This is a genomic window from Bacillus sp. 2175 (assembly GCF_057812155.1).
This window is the reverse complement of the sequence record NZ_CM173819.1, coordinates 3433426-3452362: the sequence shown is the minus strand read 5'-3', so window position 1 is coordinate 3452362 and position 18937 is coordinate 3433426. Positions and strand designations below refer to the sequence as shown.

Genomic DNA, 18937 nt, shown 5'->3' with positions numbered 1-18937 from the left:
AGTCAGACAATCATTGCAAATTTTCTTATATATAATGAAGAGAAAAGGTTGTCCAGATTGGGAGTGGAAAAATGAAAACGTATGAATTGTATTTAATTCAAGAGGATATTGCGAAAGCTTATTTTGGTCGTGAATATTTGTTTTTTGATTTATTTGCTCGATTTTCAGAATCTGGGTCCCTTTCGGAGAAAAAAGTGTTATATAAGCAAATGATGTATATAACGATGCCATTGCAAGTAATGAAAATTCATCATAAATTAGAACAAGCTTTGCGCGTTCTTGGTAAATATGATAGAACACATCATACACATACACTTTATACGGGAGCGGAGTACGGCGAAATAATGGTGAAACCGCACTATATTCGTATGAATACCTCTGGAAATGTCTCTATGGAAACAACATTCTTTGAGGTGTTAAGAAAGTGTGAATTAACATTTTTAGCTATGGATTATGAAAATACAAAGTACGGATGGCTGAATCCTCTAAAACAAGTACGAACATATGTGTAAAAAATGTCGAATTGTATCTTGTCTTATTGAAAAGGTTTTAGTACACTGTAAGGTAGACAACATGAAGGAGGAAAATATATGCCAATTTGGTTAGGTATTCTAGTGGGCGTAGTAGCACTAGTAGCAGGCGTGGCGTTAGGATTTTTCATTGCCCGCAAATATATGATGAATTACTTACAAAAAAATCCACCAATTAACGAACAAATGTTAAAAATGATGATGATGCAAATGGGACAAAAACCTTCCCAAAAGAAAATCAATCAAATGATGAGCGCAATGAACAAGCAACAAATGAAATAAGCGCTAAAAGACACTCGCTAAAAGACACTCGCTAAGAGTGTCTTTCTTTTTGTTAGTTATAGTTTTTAAAACTTTTAAAAATTCTGTATTTTTGGTAAACTGAAAACATCGCTCATTTTAAGGGAGGAGGAAAAAAATGAAAGTGTTTATGAATTTAGCGTGGTTTTTTAAACAAGAAAAACGAGCGTACATAACTGGAATTATTTTATTGTTTGGCGTTGCACTTTTAGAACTTGTAGCACCAAAAGTAATTGGAATCGTTGTAGATGAAATTAATGATGGAACATTGACGACCGATAAGTTACTAAAATGGGTTGTACTATTAGTAATTGTAGGCATTACGATGTACATATTACGTTACATATGGCGTATTATGATTTTCGGGTCTTCATTAAAATTAGCTCGCCAATTACGAAAAAATTTATATGAACATTTTACAAAGATGAGTCCATCTTTCTATCAGTCAAATCGAACAGGTGATTTAATGGCACATGCGACCAATGATATTCAAGCGATCCAGCAAACTGCTGGAGCAGGTGTTTTGACGCTTGTTGACTCATTAGCTGTCGGAGGATGTGTACTCGTAGCGATGGGTTTTACAATTAGCTGGAAGTTAACATTATTAAGTTTAATTCCAATGCCGATTGTAGCTATTTCGACAAATTATTATGGAACTTTATTACATAAAAGGTTTCATAAAGCACAGCAATCGTTTTCGGAAATCAATGATAAAGTGCAAGAGAGTATGAGTGGAATGAAAGTGATTCGCTCGCTTGGACAAGAGAAAGAAGATTTGCAGGCGTTTCGAAGAAAATCAGAAGATGTTGTAAATAAAAATGTGTTAGTTGCACGTATTGATTCGTTATTTGATCCGACAATCTCTCTTATCGTTGGATTTTCTTTTTTAATCGCAGTATGTTATGGATCGGTATTAGTTGTAAGAGGTGAATTAACAGTAGGTGATCTCGTTACATTTACGACATATTTAGGTACCCTCGTTTGGCCAATGTTAGCGTTTGGATGGTTATTCAATATTATGGAGCGTGGGCGTGCTTCATATGACCGTGTAGAAAAAATTCTTTCACAAAAATCAGATGTAGTAAATAGCGAAAAAGCTGTACAGACAATAGCGAGCGGTAATGTTTCGTTTGCCGTTGATTCATTTTCGTATAAGAAAAATGAATTGTTACATTTAAACGATATTCACTTTGATTTGAAGAAGGGCGAAACGCTAGGAGTTGTAGGACGTACAGGCGCAGGGAAAACAACTTTATTAAAATGTTTAATCCGTGAGTATGATCATTTTAATGGTGAATTAAAAATTGGGGAGCGAGATATTCGAGATATAACACTTCATGGTGTCCGTTCTGCCATTTCATACGTGCCGCAAGATCATTTTTTATTCTCAGCAAGTATTGGTGAGAATATTGCCTTTGGAAAGGCGGATGCTACATATAATGAAATTACCCAAGCTGCAGAGATTGCTTGTATTCATAATGACATCCTCCAATTTTCAGAAGGATATGAAACAGTAGTAGGGGAAAGAGGTGTTTCGTTATCTGGTGGCCAAAAACAGCGAATCTCTATTGCTCGTGCTTTATTAACAAATGCTGAAATTTTAATTTTGGATGATTGTTTATCAGCAGTAGATGCAAAAACAGAAGAGACGATTTTAAGTGCCTTAAAGAGGGAAAGAGCAGGGAAAACGACGATTATTACTGCACACCGATTAAGTGCAATTCAGCATGCCAATCTTATTCTTGTTGTTGATGAAGGTAGAATTGTACAAAGAGGTACACATGAGGAATTAATGAAGGAAAACGGCTGGTATAAGGAAATGTATGAAAGCCAGCAATTAGAAGCTTTAGTCGAGAAAGGAGGCGTATGATGGTAGAGAAGAAGCGAAGTGATTTAAGTAGATTGCTTTCCTATATGAAGCCATATAAAGGGTTGCTATCTTTAGCATTTATCTTTTTAGTTGGTGCGACAGTAACGGAAATGATGGGTCCTTTTTTAATTAAACAATTCCTCGATGAACACCTAGTACCGCGGGATTTTGAACGATCAGCGCTCGTTACTTTATTTGTAATTTACATAGTTGCTCATTTATTAAAAGTATTATTTACGTATTTAAATCTATTGTACTTTCAGAACATTGCTTTTAAGATTGTTCAAGATATGCGAGTTGAAGTATATGAACATGTTCAAAAGCTGTCATTAAGTTTCTTTGATCGTACGCCGATTGGTACACTTGTATCGCGTATAACAAATGATACGGAAGCGATTAAAGATTTTTATGTTAGTGTATTATCAACATTTGTGAAAAATGTAGTCTTTTTAGTAGGTATTTTAGTAGCGATGTTTTTATTAGATGTAAAATTAGCGCTATTTTCTCTCGTATTAATTCCGATAATGTTTGCGATTATGGTATTATATCGCCGGAAAAGTGCAGCTTTTTATTTAGAAGTACGTAATCAACTAAGCGTGTTAAATGCAAAGTTGAACGAGTCCATACAAGGAATGAATATTGTTCAAGTGTTCAGACAAGAAAAACGTATGAGAAAAGAGTTTGAAGAAGTGAATAATAAACATTATAGTGCAGGGCGACGTACTTTGAAGTTAGACGCATTACTTTTACGACCAGCTACGGATTTAGTGCATATTGTAGCTATTGCGTTAGTACTAGGTTTATTTGGGATTGATGCTTTAAAGAGCCCTGTTGAAGTAGGAGTTTTATATGCTTTTGTTAACTATATACATCGTTTCTTCCAACCTGTAAATGAGATGATGATGAAATTGTCCTTTTTCCAACAGGCACTTGTTTCGTCATCACGTGTATTTCATTTAATGGACGAGAAAGATTTAGCACCGGTTCAAAAAGGCAATGAGAATCCTCAAGTTGTGGATGGGGATATTGAATTTAAAAATGTTACTTTTTCATATGATGGAAAGCGTGACGTTTTAAAAAATGTATCATTTCACGTGAAACAAGGGCAAACGGTTGCTTTTGTTGGGCATACTGGTAGCGGAAAAAGTACGATTATGAATTTGTTAATGCGATTTTATAATATTAAGTCAGGAAATATTGTAATAGACGGTGTAGATTTAGAAAAATTTGAAGAACGAGAAATTAGAAAGAAAATAGGACTCGTATTGCAAGATGCATTTTTATTTGCTGGAAATGTAAAGCAAAATATTCGTATGTATAATGAAGAAATTACGGATGAAGAAGTAAAAGAAGCTGCTCGATTTGTGCAAGCAAATACGTTTATTGAAAAGTTACCAAAACAGTATGAAACAGAAGTAGTAGAAAGAGGTGCAGCATTTTCAAGCGGTCAACGACAATTAATTGCTTTTGCTAGAACGATAGCAACGAATCCGAAAGTATTAGTATTAGATGAAGCAACAGCTAATATCGATACAGAAACAGAAGAGGCTATTCAAACAGCGTTGCAACAAATGCGAAAAGGTAGAACGACGATAGCCATTGCGCATAGGTTATCTACAATTCAAGATTCAGATCAAATTTTTGTGATGCATGATGGAGAGATAGTAGAAAGAGGAACACATCAAGAATTACTAAGTGAGCAAGGTTTGTATTATAATATGTACTTGCTACAAAATAAAGTGAGTTTGCAAAAGGCCTTGTAATACAAGGTCTTTTTTATTTTGTATACAACATATGTTTACTCTTTGTTTCTATAGCATAAATGTTGTGTCCTCTTATGAAACTTGTACATATTGTATGTATACGAAGTAAAAAAATTGATAGGAGATTTTATATGCAAAACAGATCAAGTTCAAATGTTACGTTTATTGATGTGTCTCATTGGGAAGGGAATATTGATTGGAATGCAGTGAAGGCATCTGGAATTCCAGCAGCGTATGCAAAAGCGACAGAAGGTGTAAACTACATTGATCCTACTTTTACTAAGAATGTACAAGCAGCACGAAATGCGAATGTATTAATTGGTGCATACCATTTTGCACGCCCAGAACAAAATGATGCAATTTCAGAGGCAAAATATTTTGTGGGTATATTACAAAATAACCAGACAGACTTAATGCCAGTTCTGGATTTAGAATCACCAACAGATCCGAGCAACAGTAATTTAACTGGTAACGCTATATCGAATTGGGCAAGAAGCTTCATAAATTATGTGAAACAGGCTACTGGAAAAGATGTAATGTTATATACAGGAGTTTGGTATATTAATGAGTTCGGAATTAGCGGATTAAGTGATATACCGCTTTGGATTGCTAAATACTCGAGTACACCGCCTGCTGATGCTGGTGGATGGACAGCGTGGACAGCGTGGCAGTACACAGATTCTGGACAAATTTCAGGCGTAGGAAATTGTGATGTATCAGCTGCAGTTTCATTAGAAGCTTTAAAAGGGAATGGAGCAAGTGGTGGAGGTAATGTTTCCCCGCCTAATAATGCAACTCCAGTGTACGGGGTTGCTATAATTAATGGAGATAATGTGAATTTGAGAAGTGGACCATCTTTACAGTCTAGTGTAATTCGCCAATTGAATCGTGGCGAAACATATGAAGTTTGGGGAGAACAAGATGGATGGCTTTGTTTAGGGACAAATCAGTGGGTATATAATGATCCGAGTTATATTCAGTATAAACATTATGTAGCGACTATTACTGGTGATAATGTAAATTTGCGTGATGCTCCATCATTAAATGGAAATGTTATAAGACAGTTACATCAGGGTGAATCGTATCGAGTGTGGAGTAAGCAAGATGGATGGCTTTGCTTAGGGACAAATCAATGGATATACTACGATCCGAGTTATATTCAGTATGGTGTACAATAGAGTGAAAATAAAAGGTGCCCCGTCAGAGGTGCCTTTTATTAAAAATATACAACTTTTACAAAGTCTATATCGAAACCATAGTATACTATAGTAGATATATTTATAAAAAATAATCGAAAATGAAATAAAGGAGTAAAAATATGAATTATGTGCTAATAGGTGCGATTTTAATATTATTAGCTGTAGCATTTGTGCTGTTTTATAAAAATAAACAGTTAGAATCAGAGAGTCAGCAAGTAGAATTTGAAAAGAAACAAGCGATTGAAACGTATAAAAATGAAATTGCAGCTACAGTGATAGAGCATAAAGAACAACAAAATAATTTAAAAAATATGGAACAGAAAAAATACAATGATTTACAAGTAAGTGCAAATAGAGAAATTGAAAATATGCGTATGATGAAAAATCAATTAGCTATGCAGCATAGTAAAGAACGTAGTGAAATACAAAATAAACATAATAACGAAATACATATGTTTCAAAAATTAATTGCAAATTTACGAGAATATACTAAAAACGGTGCTGAAATGAATACGTACGAAACATTACATTATATGAAGCGAGGATTCATAGAGCAAGGCATCATATTAGATGCTGAAATTCAAATCATGCCGAATGTTTTTATTAAAAATAATAGTGAAATAAACGATAATCGAATCCATCATCTCATCTTGTGCAAAACTGGTATTTATCTACTTGAGACGAAAGAATGGGAAGAGAAATTAATTCATGGTTTAACGAAAGAAAATGCTGGTATATATTCATTTATGATTGATGAAATGGGTAAGTATCAACAAGAAGTTGAAAAAGAAGAGACATTTGAATATATAGTAGGTAAAGATTCGTCAACTATACAAGTGAAAAATGAAGGGAATCCAGTATATAAGGTGAAGAAACTATCTCAAATTTTATACAATTGTTTGAAAGAAATGCAGGCTAATAGTATAAAAGAAAAGGTAAAACCAGTTGTATATTTTTATAATGAAAATGGAAAAGAAATAATAGATCTTTCTAGTGAGGAAACACCTAGATTAAAAAATCGGGAGCAAATTGTAACGTTCTTCAGAAATGAAATCTTAGCAGGGAAAGTAGTATATACAGTGCAAGAATTAGAACAGATTCGAGAAATGATTAGCCGGATGAATTATATAGTGAGTTAAAAGGGGAGATCTTTCTGAACGCTATGCTACGTGGCATTTTGTATGTCTATTTTTGTTTGTATATAGTAATGTACATTCTATTTATATTCGTCATTGATATGGTCCATATACCCTTAAGTGTAAGGAGCATTTTTGTAGTATTCATACCATTTGTTTTATTAGTCATGATTTAAAGGGCTATTTTATATGTTTCTAAAAATCGTAATGAAGAAAAGAAGCAAATGTTGGGGGTTTTAATAGTAGCACTCATACCATTAATAGTGTGCACTGTACAACTAAGTGTAAATGAATATACATCAAAGTTTAATCAAAATAGATGGTTAAATCATGCAGATAAGCGGGTATATATGGTAGATGATCTATTACAAAAATATAAATTAATAGGGAAATCAAATGAAGAAATTATACAATTGTTAGGAGCTCCAACGGAAACGAGAAGTGGGGAAGAAGGAGTTACCACTTTGTATTATCTTGGGACTGAACGTGGCTTTATTCCAATAGATAGCGAACAGCTTGTTTTCCAATTTGATAGAGATGGAAAAGTCATGGAATATACGGTGCATAAAGATTAAAGAAACGTAGAGGGAAGCTATATGTTATAGCTTCTTTTTTATTTTTCAATATGTCACGGAAGGGGGAGAAGGTTTTTGAGTGGAATAAGGAATGAAAGCGGAGGTGATGCATATATATAGATGCATTGGGTGATTATTAGTCCGATTGGTGAGGGGTAATAATTAATAAGTACGGACAAAAACCCCACTCATTAAAGTTTTACTTTATCATATTGTATAAATGAAAAGGAGGTAAGACGGTGAAAGCAATCCCGACTGATGTCCTGAGTAAAGAATTGATGGAAAGAGAAGGAGTTATATCTATTACAGTAAAGGAATTTGAAAAAATAGAAGTAGCTGGAGTAGTGGTCGCTGGTCCAGCGGTTATTTTGATTAATCAAGATTAAGTACATATTTTTGAAATAAAAAGCATCCGTCTAGGATGCTTTTTATTTGTATGTAAGGATAAATATGATGGATAATTGTGTTACTGGAGGGAAAGTCTGTGGCAATTATTATAACAATGTTAGTAATGGGTATTTTATTAGGATTTGTTGGAGCTGGAGGAGCTGGGTTTATTATCGCGATACTCACTTTAGTATTTCATATTCCTATTCATGTTGCTCTTGCAACATCTTTAACTGCAATGGCATTTACGACATTATCAGGTGTTGTCAGTCATTACCGTGAAGGCAATGTTGCATTTATTATAGGCGGGATTGTTGGAGGATTTGGCGCAATTGGCTCTTATATTGGTTCTAAATTTGGTTCACTTATACCAGCACATCTTCTTCATTGGTTTACAGCTGGGATGTTATTTTTATCGGCAATTTTTATGTTTATTAAATTAATTATGTTCCAAAACAAAGAACAGTCATCTTTATATAAGCATAAAGAGTTTTCCATGAACTACTTGTTGAAATGTATATGCCTTGGATTAGTTACTGGAATGATGGCTGGTTCATTTGGGATTGGTTCTGCACCGTTTATTCAGCTTGGATTAATGGTTCTATTGAGACTAACGATTCAGCAATCTGTAGGGACAACGATGCTTGTTATATTACCGATTGCAATTGGGGGTGGGCTAGGATATAGTTCGGAAGGATATTTAGATTATATATTGTTATTGCAAGTATTAATCGGGACCATGTTAGGGGCATATATTGGCGCGAAGTTTACAAATTATGCACCGCGAATGCTTTTGAGGTTTTCGATGATTATGACACCGGTTTTAGCTGGATGTATGCTATTGATGGAATAAGGTGAAATTATAATAAGTAGGGGGTTACTGCTTACAAATAGCGGGATAAAATTAATATAGCAAACTATTAATATATTTTACGAATGAATTATGTAGGTAATTCATATTTCCCATATAAAAGGATTTGTTTTAATATTATGAGTGTAAAGTTCGAGTATTCGAAGTACTACTTGAATTATATCCCTATCCCTTTTCTAAAAATGCGAACAAGTTTTGCCCTATTCTATTCAATAGTTAATTGTATAGAAATATATTGTTCGATGACCATTATGGAACGTACATAATGGGAAAATCCCGATCCTTAAAGAGGATGCCCCTAATCTTCATGTGAAAATATGATCGGATAAGAAAGCTGACCAATTGATGGTCAGCTTTCTTTTTGTTCAAAAACAATTTTTTCTTTAATTTCTGTTTGTAATAATACAGTTTTTCCGAAGCGACGTTTGCATTCCGCACGCACTTTTTCAATGGCTAGTAGCTGAGTAGTGGCGGGAACTGTGACAATAGCTTGGCGAGGCTTTCGATTTTCTTCACAAAAGACACATTCCACAACATAATTAGAAATCATATTTTCATCCTTCCAGTTTTAATTTCTAAGAAGGGATTGCCTATGAAGTTGATGTAATCTTTCGTCATTGTTTTATTTTTTTCCTCTTTTTTTCAAGGGGAAAATAAAAAAGAGGGCGAATTTTAGTAGGGGAGGGATGTTTATGGAGAGATGGATAGGTAGTGCAGCGGTATGTGTAAATGAAAGAAAGGAAGTTTTAATGGTACTGCAGGGCAAAGAGGGAGAAGAAAAAAGGTGGTCTGTCCCAAGTGGAGGACTTGAAAAGGGAGAGACACTAGAAGAATGTTGTATTAGGGAAGTTTGGGAAGAAACAGGTTACAATGTGGAAGTTGTAAATAAAATATATGAAAAAGAGGGTATTACATACGGTGTTCCAGTGTATGTCCATTATTATTTTGTTAAACAAATAGGCGGTAATATGAAAATCCAAGATCCTGATGAGTTAATACATGAAATTGCTTGGAAAGGGATACATGAAGTTGAACAATTGTGTTTAGCTTTTCCAGAGGATTATGAATTGCTGTGCCAATATATAGATAAAGAAGCAAGTATGTAAATACTTGCTTCTTTAATGTATCCAAGACAAGAAAAGCGGAACGATAACTAAACTAGCGCCTGCTGTTAAAAGCATAGATAAACTTGCAATTGTTCCTTCCACAGGACCGATTTCGAATGCTTTTGATGTACCGGTTCCATTTGCGCTTGTTCCTAACATAATACCTTTTGCGATTGCTGTTTTAATACGGCAAATACGTATGAGAGAAGGACCGAGCAATGCTCCTGTTAAGGCAGTTAAAACGACAAATACAGCAGTTAATTGTGACATGCCACCAATCATTTCTGAAATAGCCATTGCGATTGGTGTTGTTACGATATGTGGCGCTAAACTATGTTCTAGTGATGAATCAATTTGAAAATAATTTGCTAGTAGTGCTGAAGTAATGACTGATAAAAACGAACCGACAATGACATTAAGTAAGATAGCCATTCCATGTTTCTTTAATAAATCAAAGTATTTATAGATTGGCCATGCAAAAGCAACTGTTGCGGGTTTTAATAATTCAGTTAACCAATGACCACCAGATTCATATGTTTCATAAGGTGTATCTAATCCGAGCAATAAAGCAATTAAAATAATGGGACAGACGAGAAGAGGAGAAAGTAGACTCCAATTCCAGCGTTGATACATTTTTTTTGATAGCCAATATGTGAATAGTGTTAATAGTAAACAAAGAAATCCGATCATTGCGTTGATCCTTTCCGCTTTAGTAGCAATTCTGTTAAAAGTCCTGTAACTAAGGTAACGCAAAGAGTGCTAATCATAATAATTAAAATGAGATCGATTCCATATTGTGTTAGTGTATCTCTGTAACGTATGACAGCGACTGCAGAAGGGATGAAAAATAAAATAAGTTCTTTTAATAAAAAATCTGCTCCGTCCTGTATCCATTCTTTTTTAACTAGGTTAAATTTTAATGAAATTAATAATAAGAAAATACCGATTATACTTCCTGGAACTGGGAGGTGTGCCTGTTTTGCGATCCATTCACCTGTCCAAGCGAAACAAAATAGTAATAAAATTTGTCCGCTTAACTTCCACCATTTCATACAGTAACCACCTCTTTCTTTTGTTACATAAAAATTGTAAAAAAGAATTAACAATTTCTACTATACGTTCATTCAAAATATTTGTCTAATATATAAATTATATGTTATTAATATATAAGACATATTAATCGAAAGTGAAAAGGGTGTCCAAAAATGGAATTACGGCATTTGCAATATTTTGTTGTTGTGGCAGAAGAGTTACACTTTGGACGGGCGGCTGCTCGTTTACAAATGACACAACCACCACTTAGTCAACAAATACAGCAATTAGAAAAAGAAATGGGAGTTACATTATTTTCAAGAACGAAAAGAAAGGTTGAACTAACAGAAGCAGGAGAAATGTTTTTAAAAGAAGTAAAAAAAGCGTTTGAACAAATTGAAAAAGCAGTAGAAGTTGCACAAAGTGCGCAAAGGGGAGAAGTAGGATCACTTTCAATTGGTTTTGTAGGTGCGGCGATATATGATATTTTACCATCAATTGTTAGGGAATATAGAAAGAAATTTCCGAGAGTGTCTGTTGCATTACATGAATTGTCAACACCAGATCAAGTTCATGCACTTCATGATAACCGTATCGATATTGGCTTTTTACGTCCACCAATTCCAACGCAATTATTAGAATTAGAGCCAATTCAAAGGTTATCTTGCACTTTGTGTTTACCAAAGGCACATCCACTTGCAGAGAAAGATGAAATACATATAGAAGATTTACGAGATGAGCCGTTTGTATTTATTACGAGACCAGTATGGCCAGCTTTGTATGATACAATTTTATCTCTTTGTAGAGAAGTTGGATTTAGTCCACGTATTGTACAAGAAGCAACAGAGTATCAAACAGTTATGGGGCTTGTAGCAGCAGGGATTGGAATTACAGTAATACCCGTGTCGGCAAATAAGTTATATAAAACAGAAGTTGTATATAAAGAGTTATATGATTCTAATTTCGTTGCAGAAATGTCAGTGGCTTACAAAAAAATGAATAGTAATCCAGAGCTGCTAGAGTTTTTAAAAATTGCAAGAGAGAAGAAAAGAATAGAAGTAGAAGATGAGTAATAGTAGTAACAGAAAATGGATTTGATTCAAATCCATAAAAGTACACCTTATTAAACAATAAAGCGGAAATGCAACTTAAGTTGCATTTCCGCTTTATTGTTCTTTTTTTAGCTCGATACTAAATAGATAAACGTGTTCATTTTCTTTTAAGAGTAAATCAATACCCTTTTCTTCGTCAATTGTAGGGACGCTTACAGTTTCTTTACTGGTTTGGATTACAGCAGCTAAAGTTGTTTTTTGATTGTATTTTAAATTTTTTATAGATTGGATTGTAGTAGTTGCAGAGCTATTTACGCTTGGTGGCGCTTCTTCAGGAACAAGTGTTGAACCACCTTCAATATTCAGATACCACTGCCTTTTTTCTTGTATATCTTTATCAAATTGGAAATGTGGTGGTAAAAAAGAAAGCTTTACTTTCTTTTTTGAAAAATGTGAGGTAGCTATATTAGCAATTTCTTTTGTTTTCTTACCATTGTTATAATAATCAATTGTAGCATTTATTTCATCTTTATCATTTTTAAGCGTAACGTTATAAAATATGCTATTTCCTTCTTGAAAAGGAGTCATTTGTAAAATAGAAGCTTGCTCTTTTGTTAATTTGTATGGCTCAACAATGGCAACTTCATTGTTTTTTATTTGGCTACAACTTGTGAGTAATAATAAACACAAGATTGATAGTAATTTTATACGCATGCAACCTCCTCCTTTTTACAATTATATTCTAAATGTGATTTTTTATCATTGCGTTTTCTAGGACTAAAGACTTAGAAGAAATTCCGATTGTAGTGCGATGTTTAAAATGTCATATTTTTATACACTAGTAGTATAGAATGCGTATGTAATAAGGTAGGGGAAGAATTTTATGTCTTTATGTCGGTTAGCGAGAAAAAATATTATAACATTTGCTACCAAAAGGATGAAGCAATTTATGTGGATTGCTATGAGTACTATGATTTTGTTTTTTATGATATCGTTACAATTTAATGAAGGAGCTATTTTGAAAGTAGGGAATGCATTTGTATTTCAAATGTACTTTTACACACTTTTTATTGTACTAATTTTCATATGTATTTTTACTACATATAAAATGATGTACTCCCTTTTGCATGTGAGGAGGGAGGAGTTTATATCTTATGTAGAAGAAAATATGAAAAGAAAAGAGGTACTATGTGTATTATGTCAGGAGCAATTATTCATTTATGGAGCAGCATTTGTTTTTGGATTAATTAATGGGATGCTATTTTTGAAATTATTCACGGTTATCTTTATGAAAATCGCAGGGATACAAGGAATAAATAGTGCGCCAATTACAATATATGCAGTTGTAATTATTAGTGTAATTATGATGACTGTCGTTTTAATATCGATGATGCAATGTTATCGATTTGTTCGAAATTTAAAAGGTGAAAATTCGTTGCGGTTTAAAGAAAGGGCATGAGAAATCATGCTTTTTTCTATTTTACACATAAAAATAATCATGTTACAGTGAAAAGACCTGACAAAGAATGGGAAGGAAAGGTTGTATAGAATGACAAATGAACAATCAATTGTAAAAGTCGATCGGTTAACGAAGCGAATCGGATCAAAGACACTTGTACAAAATATTAGTTTTGAAGTGAAAAAAGGCGAGGTTGTCGGTTTACTCGGACCAAACGGTGCTGGAAAAACGACTTTAATGAGAATGATGGTTGGTATGATCCGTATGACAGAAGGTGAAGTATGGATTGATGGTCAATCTGTGAAACAGCAATTCGAAAAAACAGCTGCGAAAATTGGAGCGGTAATTGAGACACCTGAATTTTATCCTTTTTTGAGCGGCTATGAAAATTTAACATATTTCGGACGAATGAATGGTAATGTGACCGAAGAACGTATCGATGAAGTAGTGAAATTGTTAGGGATGGGACAAGTAATTGATCGCAAAGTAAAAGCGTATTCACTCGGCATGAGACAACGTTTAGGAATCGCTCAGGCACTTATTCACGATCCAGACGTGTTGATACTAGATGAACCGACAAATGGATTAGACCCTAGTGGAATACATGAAATGAGAATGTACATAAAAAAAATTGCACATGAACAAGGAAAAGCTGTACTTGTATCAAGTCACTTACTTTCAGAAGTTGAATTAATGTGTGACAGAGTTATCATTATTCAGCACGGGGAATATGTGGCTACGCAAAATATTCAGCATAGCCAAAGCGAAGAGATGGAGACGATCCGTATACGTGTAGATGATGCGAATAAAGCAGCAGAAATATTAGGGCATGATGTTTTAGTAAAAGATAATGAATTACTTATTAATGTAAAAGATGAAGAAATCCCAAATGTTATTCGTACATTGCTTGAGAAAAATATTCAAGTGTATCGTGTATATGAAGAAAGAAAAACGTTAGAAGAGCAATTTTTAGAATTAACAGGGGGAAAAGATATTGTTTAATTTAGTATATAACGAACTGTATAAAATATTTAAGCGGAAGCGATCGATTATTCCATTTGCAGTTATTGCAGTATTAATAATCGGATTAGGATGGGTTACGGTAAAGTATTTTGAACCGGAAACAAAAGGATGGAAAGTAGATTATACAGAACGAACTGTAGAAATTGAGAAAAAGCTTGGCATGAAAAAAGAAGCTATTTTAGCAGAAAAATCAGGGGATGAGCTTGTAAAAGAATACCAGCTTAAGATGAAGCATTTAGATACGGATACAGCACCGGCAAGCAGTTCTCCACTTTCTTTCATGAGAGATACAGGTTTTATCGTATTTCCAATTTTGCTCCCATTTATCCTCGTGTATGCAAGTACAATTTTTGCGAATGAATATAGCTGGGGAACATATAAATTTTTAACGATACGACCAGCGAGTCGCTTTAAAATTTTAACAGCAAAATTTTTAGCAATTGTTATATTTGCAGCTTTATTATTTATATTTAATATGATCTTCTCCGCTTTATGTGGACTTGTTATTTATAAATTCCAACAGCCTGCATGGAGTGAGTTTATTTTCCAAGATGGAAATATAATAAAACAAAACATTTTTGTAGAAGCAAGTAAATATTATGTTTTATCGTGGTTACCAACGGTTGTGTACGCATCGTTTGCATTTATGATTTCTGTGTTAACAAGATCTAGTGGAGGTGCAATTGGTATTTCACTATTCCTTGCTTTATCAGGCAATATTGCGCTATTAGCAGCCACTAGATATAACTGGGCGAAATATTTATTGCCAGCAAACACAGATTTATATAGTATTTCAAAGAATGGAAGTTTTATTGATGGAGTAACATTCCCGTTTGCATCATGTATGTTGTTACTTTATTTGTTCGTATTTTTATGTATTTCATATACTGTGTTTTTAAAACGTGATTTAACTTAATAAGAAAAGCCGTTCAGGGTGTGAAGTGACCCCCGAAAGTTAGACAGGTCGTTTCATTAGGCAGCCTCTAGGGTATGAGCCCGGTATTGTACTGGGCTCATACCCTTTAATTTTGCCTTAATTCTTTTATGATTATAGTATTCTATATACTTTGCTAATTCTTGTTTGAAATGTGTTATACTTTCAAATTCTTTTCGATACAGAAATTCCGATTTCATGATACCGAAGAAATTTTCAATAACGGCATTGTCATAACAGTTTCCTTTGCGAGACATACTTTGAGTTATGCCACAATTCTTAAGAGAATGACGGTATTGTTTCATTTGATAGTGCCAACCTTGATCAGAGTGAATGAGGAGTTTATCCGGATTGGTTACACAATAAAGGGCTTGGTCCAACATCGTTGAAACAAGGGAATAGGTCGGTCTTGAACCAATTGTATACGTGATAATTTCACCATTAAATAAATCCAACATTGGTGATAGGTATAACTTCTCCCCAAATAACTTAAACTCCGTAATATCTGTAACCCACTTTTCATTTGGTTTTTCAGCTTGGAAGTTGCGATTTAAAATATTTGGCGCAATTTTCCCAACTGTCCCTTTGTAAGAGCGGTATTTTTTCATACGAACCAGACATTTTAACCCTAATTCTTTCATAAGGCGATACACTTTTTTATGATTTACTTTGTGTCCACGATTCATAAGTTCATCACGAATACGACGATAACCATAACACCCATCGTGTTCATTATAAATAGCTTGAATCAGTTCTTTTACCTCCGCATTTGGATCAGGACGATTAAAACGTTTCATCCAGTAATAGTACGTACTACGTGGAATGTTTGCGAGTTGAAGTAACTCCTTGATAGGAAATTCATGCCTTAACTCGTAGATTACTTGCGCTTTGTCTTGTTTGGTGATTTTTCTTTGTTTTGAACTAAGGCATTCAACTTTTTTAAATATGCATTTTCCATACGTAAACGCTCATTTTCCGCTTGTAAGGCTTCGATTGATCCTTCATCTACTGGCTTTATTTTTTTATCTTTCATGGTTGGACGCCCCTTTTTCTTTGATTGTAGGGCATCCAATCCTCCTGTTTCATAAGCTATTTTCCATTTCCGAAGTGTTTCATAAGACGGTATATTGAAAAGTGCCGCTGTTTCTCTGATAGATGTCCCGTGTTCATTCATATAATAAAGTACATCTAGTTTATACTGGGCTGGGTAGAATGTATAGCACTTTTCAAAGGCCTTTTCACCTGAAGACTCATATCGTCTAATCCACTCACGAAGTACGCTAGGGTTAACTCCTATAGATTTAGCAATTGTTTTTCCACTTTCTGTACCATCTAAATATCGTTTCACCGCTTGGATTTTTTCTTTTGAAGAAAATTTAGCCATAAAAAATGCACCTCCAATTGTTAGACTGTGTCTAACAATTGGGGTGCACTTCAGTGCTGAGATGCACTTTGAACGGCTTTTTTTATGAGAATTGTTTAAGTGCTCTTTCGGCTAGTAAAGCAAAGTATTCTGCACTTATAGGCAGTGCCTCTTCATTAATTGTAAAAGCAGGATGATGCCATTCATGTGTACCGCTCGTTCCCATAAAGACGAATGAACCTGGTATTTCCTGTTGGTAAAATGAGAAATCTTCTCCAGCCATTGACGGACTAGGCGAGATGATATTAAGATTCATCTTTGTGGCAACTTGAGTAGATAAGTCTGTAAGAGCTTTATCGTTGTGAACAGCAGGAGGACCTGAATAAAAACGGAATTTCGTTTTTACACCTAATGCATCAGATACACCTTTAATAATACGCTCCATGAGTGCTGGAATCTTTTCACGTGTTTCAGCTTGGAATGTGCGAATCGTTCCTTCTAACGTAGCTTTTTCAGGAATCACGTTCCACGTATTTCCTGCATGAATATTTGTAACACTAACAACTGCATTATGAGATGAACTTATATTTCGGCTTACAATTGTTTGCAGTGCCATCACAATTTGAGAGGATGCGACAATAGGATCTACTCCAGCATCTGGTACAGCCGCGTGTGTACCAACTCCGTGAATTTCAATTTCAAATCGATCAACTCCGGCCATCAGTGGACCATCTTTAATGCCAATTGTACCTATTGGTAAATCAGGTTTATTATGCATGCCGAAAATCGCTTGCACATTACGTAAATGTCCAGCATCAATAACTTTGCAAGCGCCATTACTACTTTCTTCAGCTGGTTGGAATATGAAGCGAACCGTTCCATTTAGGGAAGATTCTCTTTCTTTTAATAAGAAAGCAGTACCTAAAATAGCAGCTGTATGAAAATCGTGTCCACAAGCATGCATTTTCCCTCGTACTTTAGATGCATAGGACAAATGTGTTTCTTCTTGAATAGGAAGGGCATCAATATCAGCACGAACTGCTACAATTGGTCCGTTTTTATTACCAGACACTTCAGCGATAATTCCTGTTTCTAAATTGGAATCAATGATAGTAATGTTTTTTTCTTCTAACCAATTTTTTATTGCTTTTGTTGTTTCGAACTCTTCATATGATAGTTCTGGATACTCATGTAAATGTCGACGGATGGAAATAAGTTTTTCTTTTAGTTGATTTGAAATAGATACCATGTAGTATGCCTTCTTTCTTCAGCAAAATATTTATCATAAGTATACAACAATAAAAGAGAGGATTCTCAAATGAAAATCCTCTCTCGTTTATCCCATAAAAGCCCGATTGGTTCAACTAATTAAAGTTTCACTTTATGCTGCGACTTTTTTATGCGTATGATGTTTACGATAACGTCCACGCATTGCGTATGCAATTTGCGGGATTGCAATCCCAATTAATATAAGTGATACACCGAACCATTGTGAAGATAGTACAGCCTCTTTTAAAACGAATACTGACATAATTGTTGTAACTGGTAGTTCCGCTGCACCAAGAATAGTCGCTAAGCCAGAACCGATTTTTGGAATCCCGATTGTAAAGGCAATAGATGGAATAACGATACTAAATGTTCCTAATCCTAAACCGTATTTCCAAAGACCTTGAGAAATGGCACCATTAAAAATAAATGTTGGTGGGAATACAATCATGACTAAAGTTAAAGCACCAGTCATTAAGAGAACACCGCGCGGTAATGAAGGTACTTCAACAGCAACTTTTCCGCTTACGAAAATGTATGTTGCGAATGTAACAGCAGATAATAAACCTAAAATGACCCCAGTCGTATCGAAAGCACCTACTGATTGTTCAAGTAAACCACTTGATAAAAATGTCCCTACAAGTAAGAAAATAACAGAAATAACTTTTTCTCTTGAAGGTAATGTTTTTGTTGCGACTGCTTCAATGATAATTCCGACCCAAACGAATTGGAATAAAAGAATAATTGCAATAGAAGCTGGTACAGTTTTTAATGAAGCATAATAAAAAATTCCGGTAAAACTTGCAGATGTTCCTGCAACGAATAAAAGTAATGCTTGCTTTAAAGGAACGCGATGTCTAGAAAATAGAAGTGTAATAGCAAGCAAAATAATCCAACCGAACAAATATTGGCTGCCAATTACCTCTCCAAGTGAAAATCCTTCTGCATATGCAAGCTTAACAAAAATAGCTAAAATTCCATAACTACACGCTCCTAATAAAACTAAAAGAGAATAACGAAGCATGAAAAATTCCTCCCATCTATATGAAGTTGTTCCGTATCGAAAATATA

20 protein-coding genes and 1 pseudogene are annotated in these 18937 nt (G+C 34.4%); 14 read left to right on the top strand and 7 right to left on the bottom strand.

Going from position 1 to position 18937, the window contains the following annotated elements; genetic code table 11:
• Positions 1-71: 71 nt before the first annotated feature.
• From sirA to ACXKY9_RS17810, 9 genes and pseudogenes are all read left to right on the top strand, one after another.
• Positions 72-512 carry a sporulation inhibitor of replication protein SirA gene (sirA, locus tag ACXKY9_RS17850; protein ID WP_000860645.1) on the top strand — a complete coding sequence of 147 codons (441 nt, stop codon included), beginning with the start codon at positions 72-74 and terminating at the stop codon, positions 510-512.
• 78 nt (positions 513-590) lie between these two features.
• Entirely contained in the window at positions 591-812 is a 222-nt protein-coding gene (locus ACXKY9_RS17845) for a YneF family protein (protein ID WP_001123317.1), read from the top strand.
• A 136-nt stretch (positions 813-948) separates the two neighbouring features.
• Positions 949-2700 carry an ABC transporter ATP-binding protein gene (locus ACXKY9_RS17840; RefSeq protein ID WP_000862460.1) on the top strand — a complete coding sequence of 584 codons (1752 nt, stop codon included), beginning with the start codon at positions 949-951 and terminating at the stop codon, positions 2698-2700.
• Complete coding sequence (locus ACXKY9_RS17835) at positions 2700-4463, top strand: ABC transporter ATP-binding protein (protein WP_000229523.1); 1764 nt, start codon at positions 2700-2702, stop codon at positions 4461-4463. The genes ACXKY9_RS17840 and ACXKY9_RS17835 overlap by 1 nt, the downstream gene beginning before the upstream one ends.
• Before the next feature lie 131 nt (positions 4464-4594).
• Positions 4595-5641 carry a GH25 family lysozyme gene (locus ACXKY9_RS17830; protein WP_001181392.1) on the top strand — a complete coding sequence of 349 codons (1047 nt, stop codon included), beginning with the start codon at positions 4595-4597 and terminating at the stop codon, positions 5639-5641.
• Between the two features lie 140 nt (positions 5642-5781).
• Positions 5782-6801, top strand: a complete 1020-nt coding sequence (locus tag ACXKY9_RS17825) for an NERD domain-containing protein (RefSeq protein ID WP_001110269.1) — start codon at positions 5782-5784, stop codon at positions 6799-6801.
• A gap of 23 nt (positions 6802-6824) precedes the next feature.
• Positions 6825-7373: pseudogene (locus ACXKY9_RS17820) on the top strand (hypothetical protein).
• Between the two features lie 239 nt (positions 7374-7612).
• Entirely contained in the window at positions 7613-7759 is a 147-nt protein-coding gene (locus tag ACXKY9_RS17815) for a BC1881 family protein (RefSeq protein WP_000644411.1), read from the top strand.
• A gap of 98 nt (positions 7760-7857) precedes the next feature.
• A complete protein-coding gene (locus ACXKY9_RS17810) occupies positions 7858-8613 on the top strand; it encodes a sulfite exporter TauE/SafE family protein (RefSeq protein WP_000974654.1) in 756 nt (251 codons plus the stop codon).
• Positions 8614-8980: 367 nt separating this feature from the next.
• Here the strand turns inward: ACXKY9_RS17810 and ACXKY9_RS17805 are convergent, their stop codons facing one another.
• Positions 8981-9181, bottom strand: a complete 201-nt coding sequence (locus ACXKY9_RS17805) for a DUF3903 domain-containing protein (protein WP_000625225.1) — start codon at positions 9179-9181, stop codon at positions 8981-8983.
• Positions 9182-9323: 142 nt separating this feature from the next.
• Between ACXKY9_RS17805 and ACXKY9_RS17800 the strand changes: the two genes are divergently transcribed.
• Positions 9324-9737 (top strand): NUDIX hydrolase, encoded by a 414-nt coding sequence (locus ACXKY9_RS17800; RefSeq protein WP_000442977.1) that lies wholly within the window; start codon positions 9324-9326, stop codon positions 9735-9737.
• Positions 9738-9749: 12 nt separating this feature from the next.
• On the opposite strand, the gene ACXKY9_RS17795 is transcribed toward ACXKY9_RS17800, so the two are convergent.
• Together ACXKY9_RS17795 and ACXKY9_RS17790 are read right to left on the bottom strand one after the other, a co-directional pair.
• Positions 9750-10427: an LrgB family protein gene (locus tag ACXKY9_RS17795; RefSeq protein ID WP_000578965.1), complete on the bottom strand. Its 678-nt coding sequence runs from the start codon at positions 10425-10427 to the stop codon at positions 9750-9752.
• Positions 10424-10789 carry a CidA/LrgA family holin-like protein gene (locus ACXKY9_RS17790; protein ID WP_000872365.1) on the bottom strand — a complete coding sequence of 122 codons (366 nt, stop codon included), beginning with the start codon at positions 10787-10789 and terminating at the stop codon, positions 10424-10426. The genes ACXKY9_RS17795 and ACXKY9_RS17790 overlap by 4 nt, the downstream gene beginning before the upstream one ends.
• A 153-nt stretch (positions 10790-10942) precedes the next feature.
• Between ACXKY9_RS17790 and alsR the strand changes: the two genes are divergently transcribed.
• Positions 10943-11842, top strand: coding sequence for an acetoin biosynthesis transcriptional regulator AlsR (alsR, locus tag ACXKY9_RS17785; RefSeq protein ID WP_000423234.1), 900 nt, complete (start codon positions 10943-10945; stop codon positions 11840-11842).
• Positions 11843-11935: 93 nt separating this feature from the next.
• On the opposite strand, the gene ACXKY9_RS17780 is transcribed toward alsR, so the two are convergent.
• The gene (locus tag ACXKY9_RS17780; protein ID WP_001220602.1) at positions 11936-12535 is read right to left on the bottom strand and encodes a hypothetical protein; all 600 of its coding nucleotides are present in this window, start codon (positions 12533-12535) and stop codon (positions 11936-11938) included.
• A gap of 169 nt (positions 12536-12704) precedes the next feature.
• Here ACXKY9_RS17780 and ACXKY9_RS17775 point away from each other — a divergent pair, with 169 nt between their 5' ends.
• The 3 genes from ACXKY9_RS17775 to ACXKY9_RS17765 all read left to right on the top strand — a co-directional run bounded on the left by ACXKY9_RS17775 (position 12705) and on the right by ACXKY9_RS17765 (position 15219).
• Entirely contained in the window at positions 12705-13280 is a 576-nt protein-coding gene (locus ACXKY9_RS17775) for a hypothetical protein (protein ID WP_000050599.1), read from the top strand.
• Positions 13281-13370: 90 nt separating this feature from the next.
• Positions 13371-14282, top strand: coding sequence for an ABC transporter ATP-binding protein (locus tag ACXKY9_RS17770; RefSeq protein ID WP_000180622.1), 912 nt, complete (start codon positions 13371-13373; stop codon positions 14280-14282).
• The gene (locus ACXKY9_RS17765) at positions 14275-15219 is read left to right on the top strand and encodes an ABC transporter permease (protein ID WP_000482753.1); all 945 of its coding nucleotides are present in this window, start codon (positions 14275-14277) and stop codon (positions 15217-15219) included. Before ACXKY9_RS17770 ends, ACXKY9_RS17765 begins: the two co-directional genes overlap by 8 nt.
• A 56-nt stretch (positions 15220-15275) precedes the next feature.
• On the opposite strand, the gene ACXKY9_RS17760 is transcribed toward ACXKY9_RS17765, so the two are convergent.
• From ACXKY9_RS17760 to ACXKY9_RS17750, 3 genes are all read right to left on the bottom strand, one after another.
• A protein-coding gene (locus ACXKY9_RS17760) for an IS3-like element ISBth10 family transposase (RefSeq protein ID WP_087942842.1) occupies positions 15276-16621 on the bottom strand; the annotation gives its coding sequence in 2 pieces (ribosomal slippage) (positions 15276-16180 and positions 16180-16621; 1347 coding nt in all).
• An 82-nt stretch (positions 16622-16703) separates the two neighbouring features.
• Positions 16704-17849, bottom strand: coding sequence for a M20 peptidase aminoacylase family protein (locus tag ACXKY9_RS17755; RefSeq protein WP_000253669.1), 1146 nt, complete (start codon positions 17847-17849; stop codon positions 16704-16706).
• Positions 17850-17981: 132 nt separating this feature from the next.
• Positions 17982-18890, bottom strand: a complete 909-nt coding sequence (locus ACXKY9_RS17750) for an EamA family transporter (RefSeq protein WP_000947046.1) — start codon at positions 18888-18890, stop codon at positions 17982-17984.
• Positions 18891-18937: the final 47 nt, after the last annotated feature.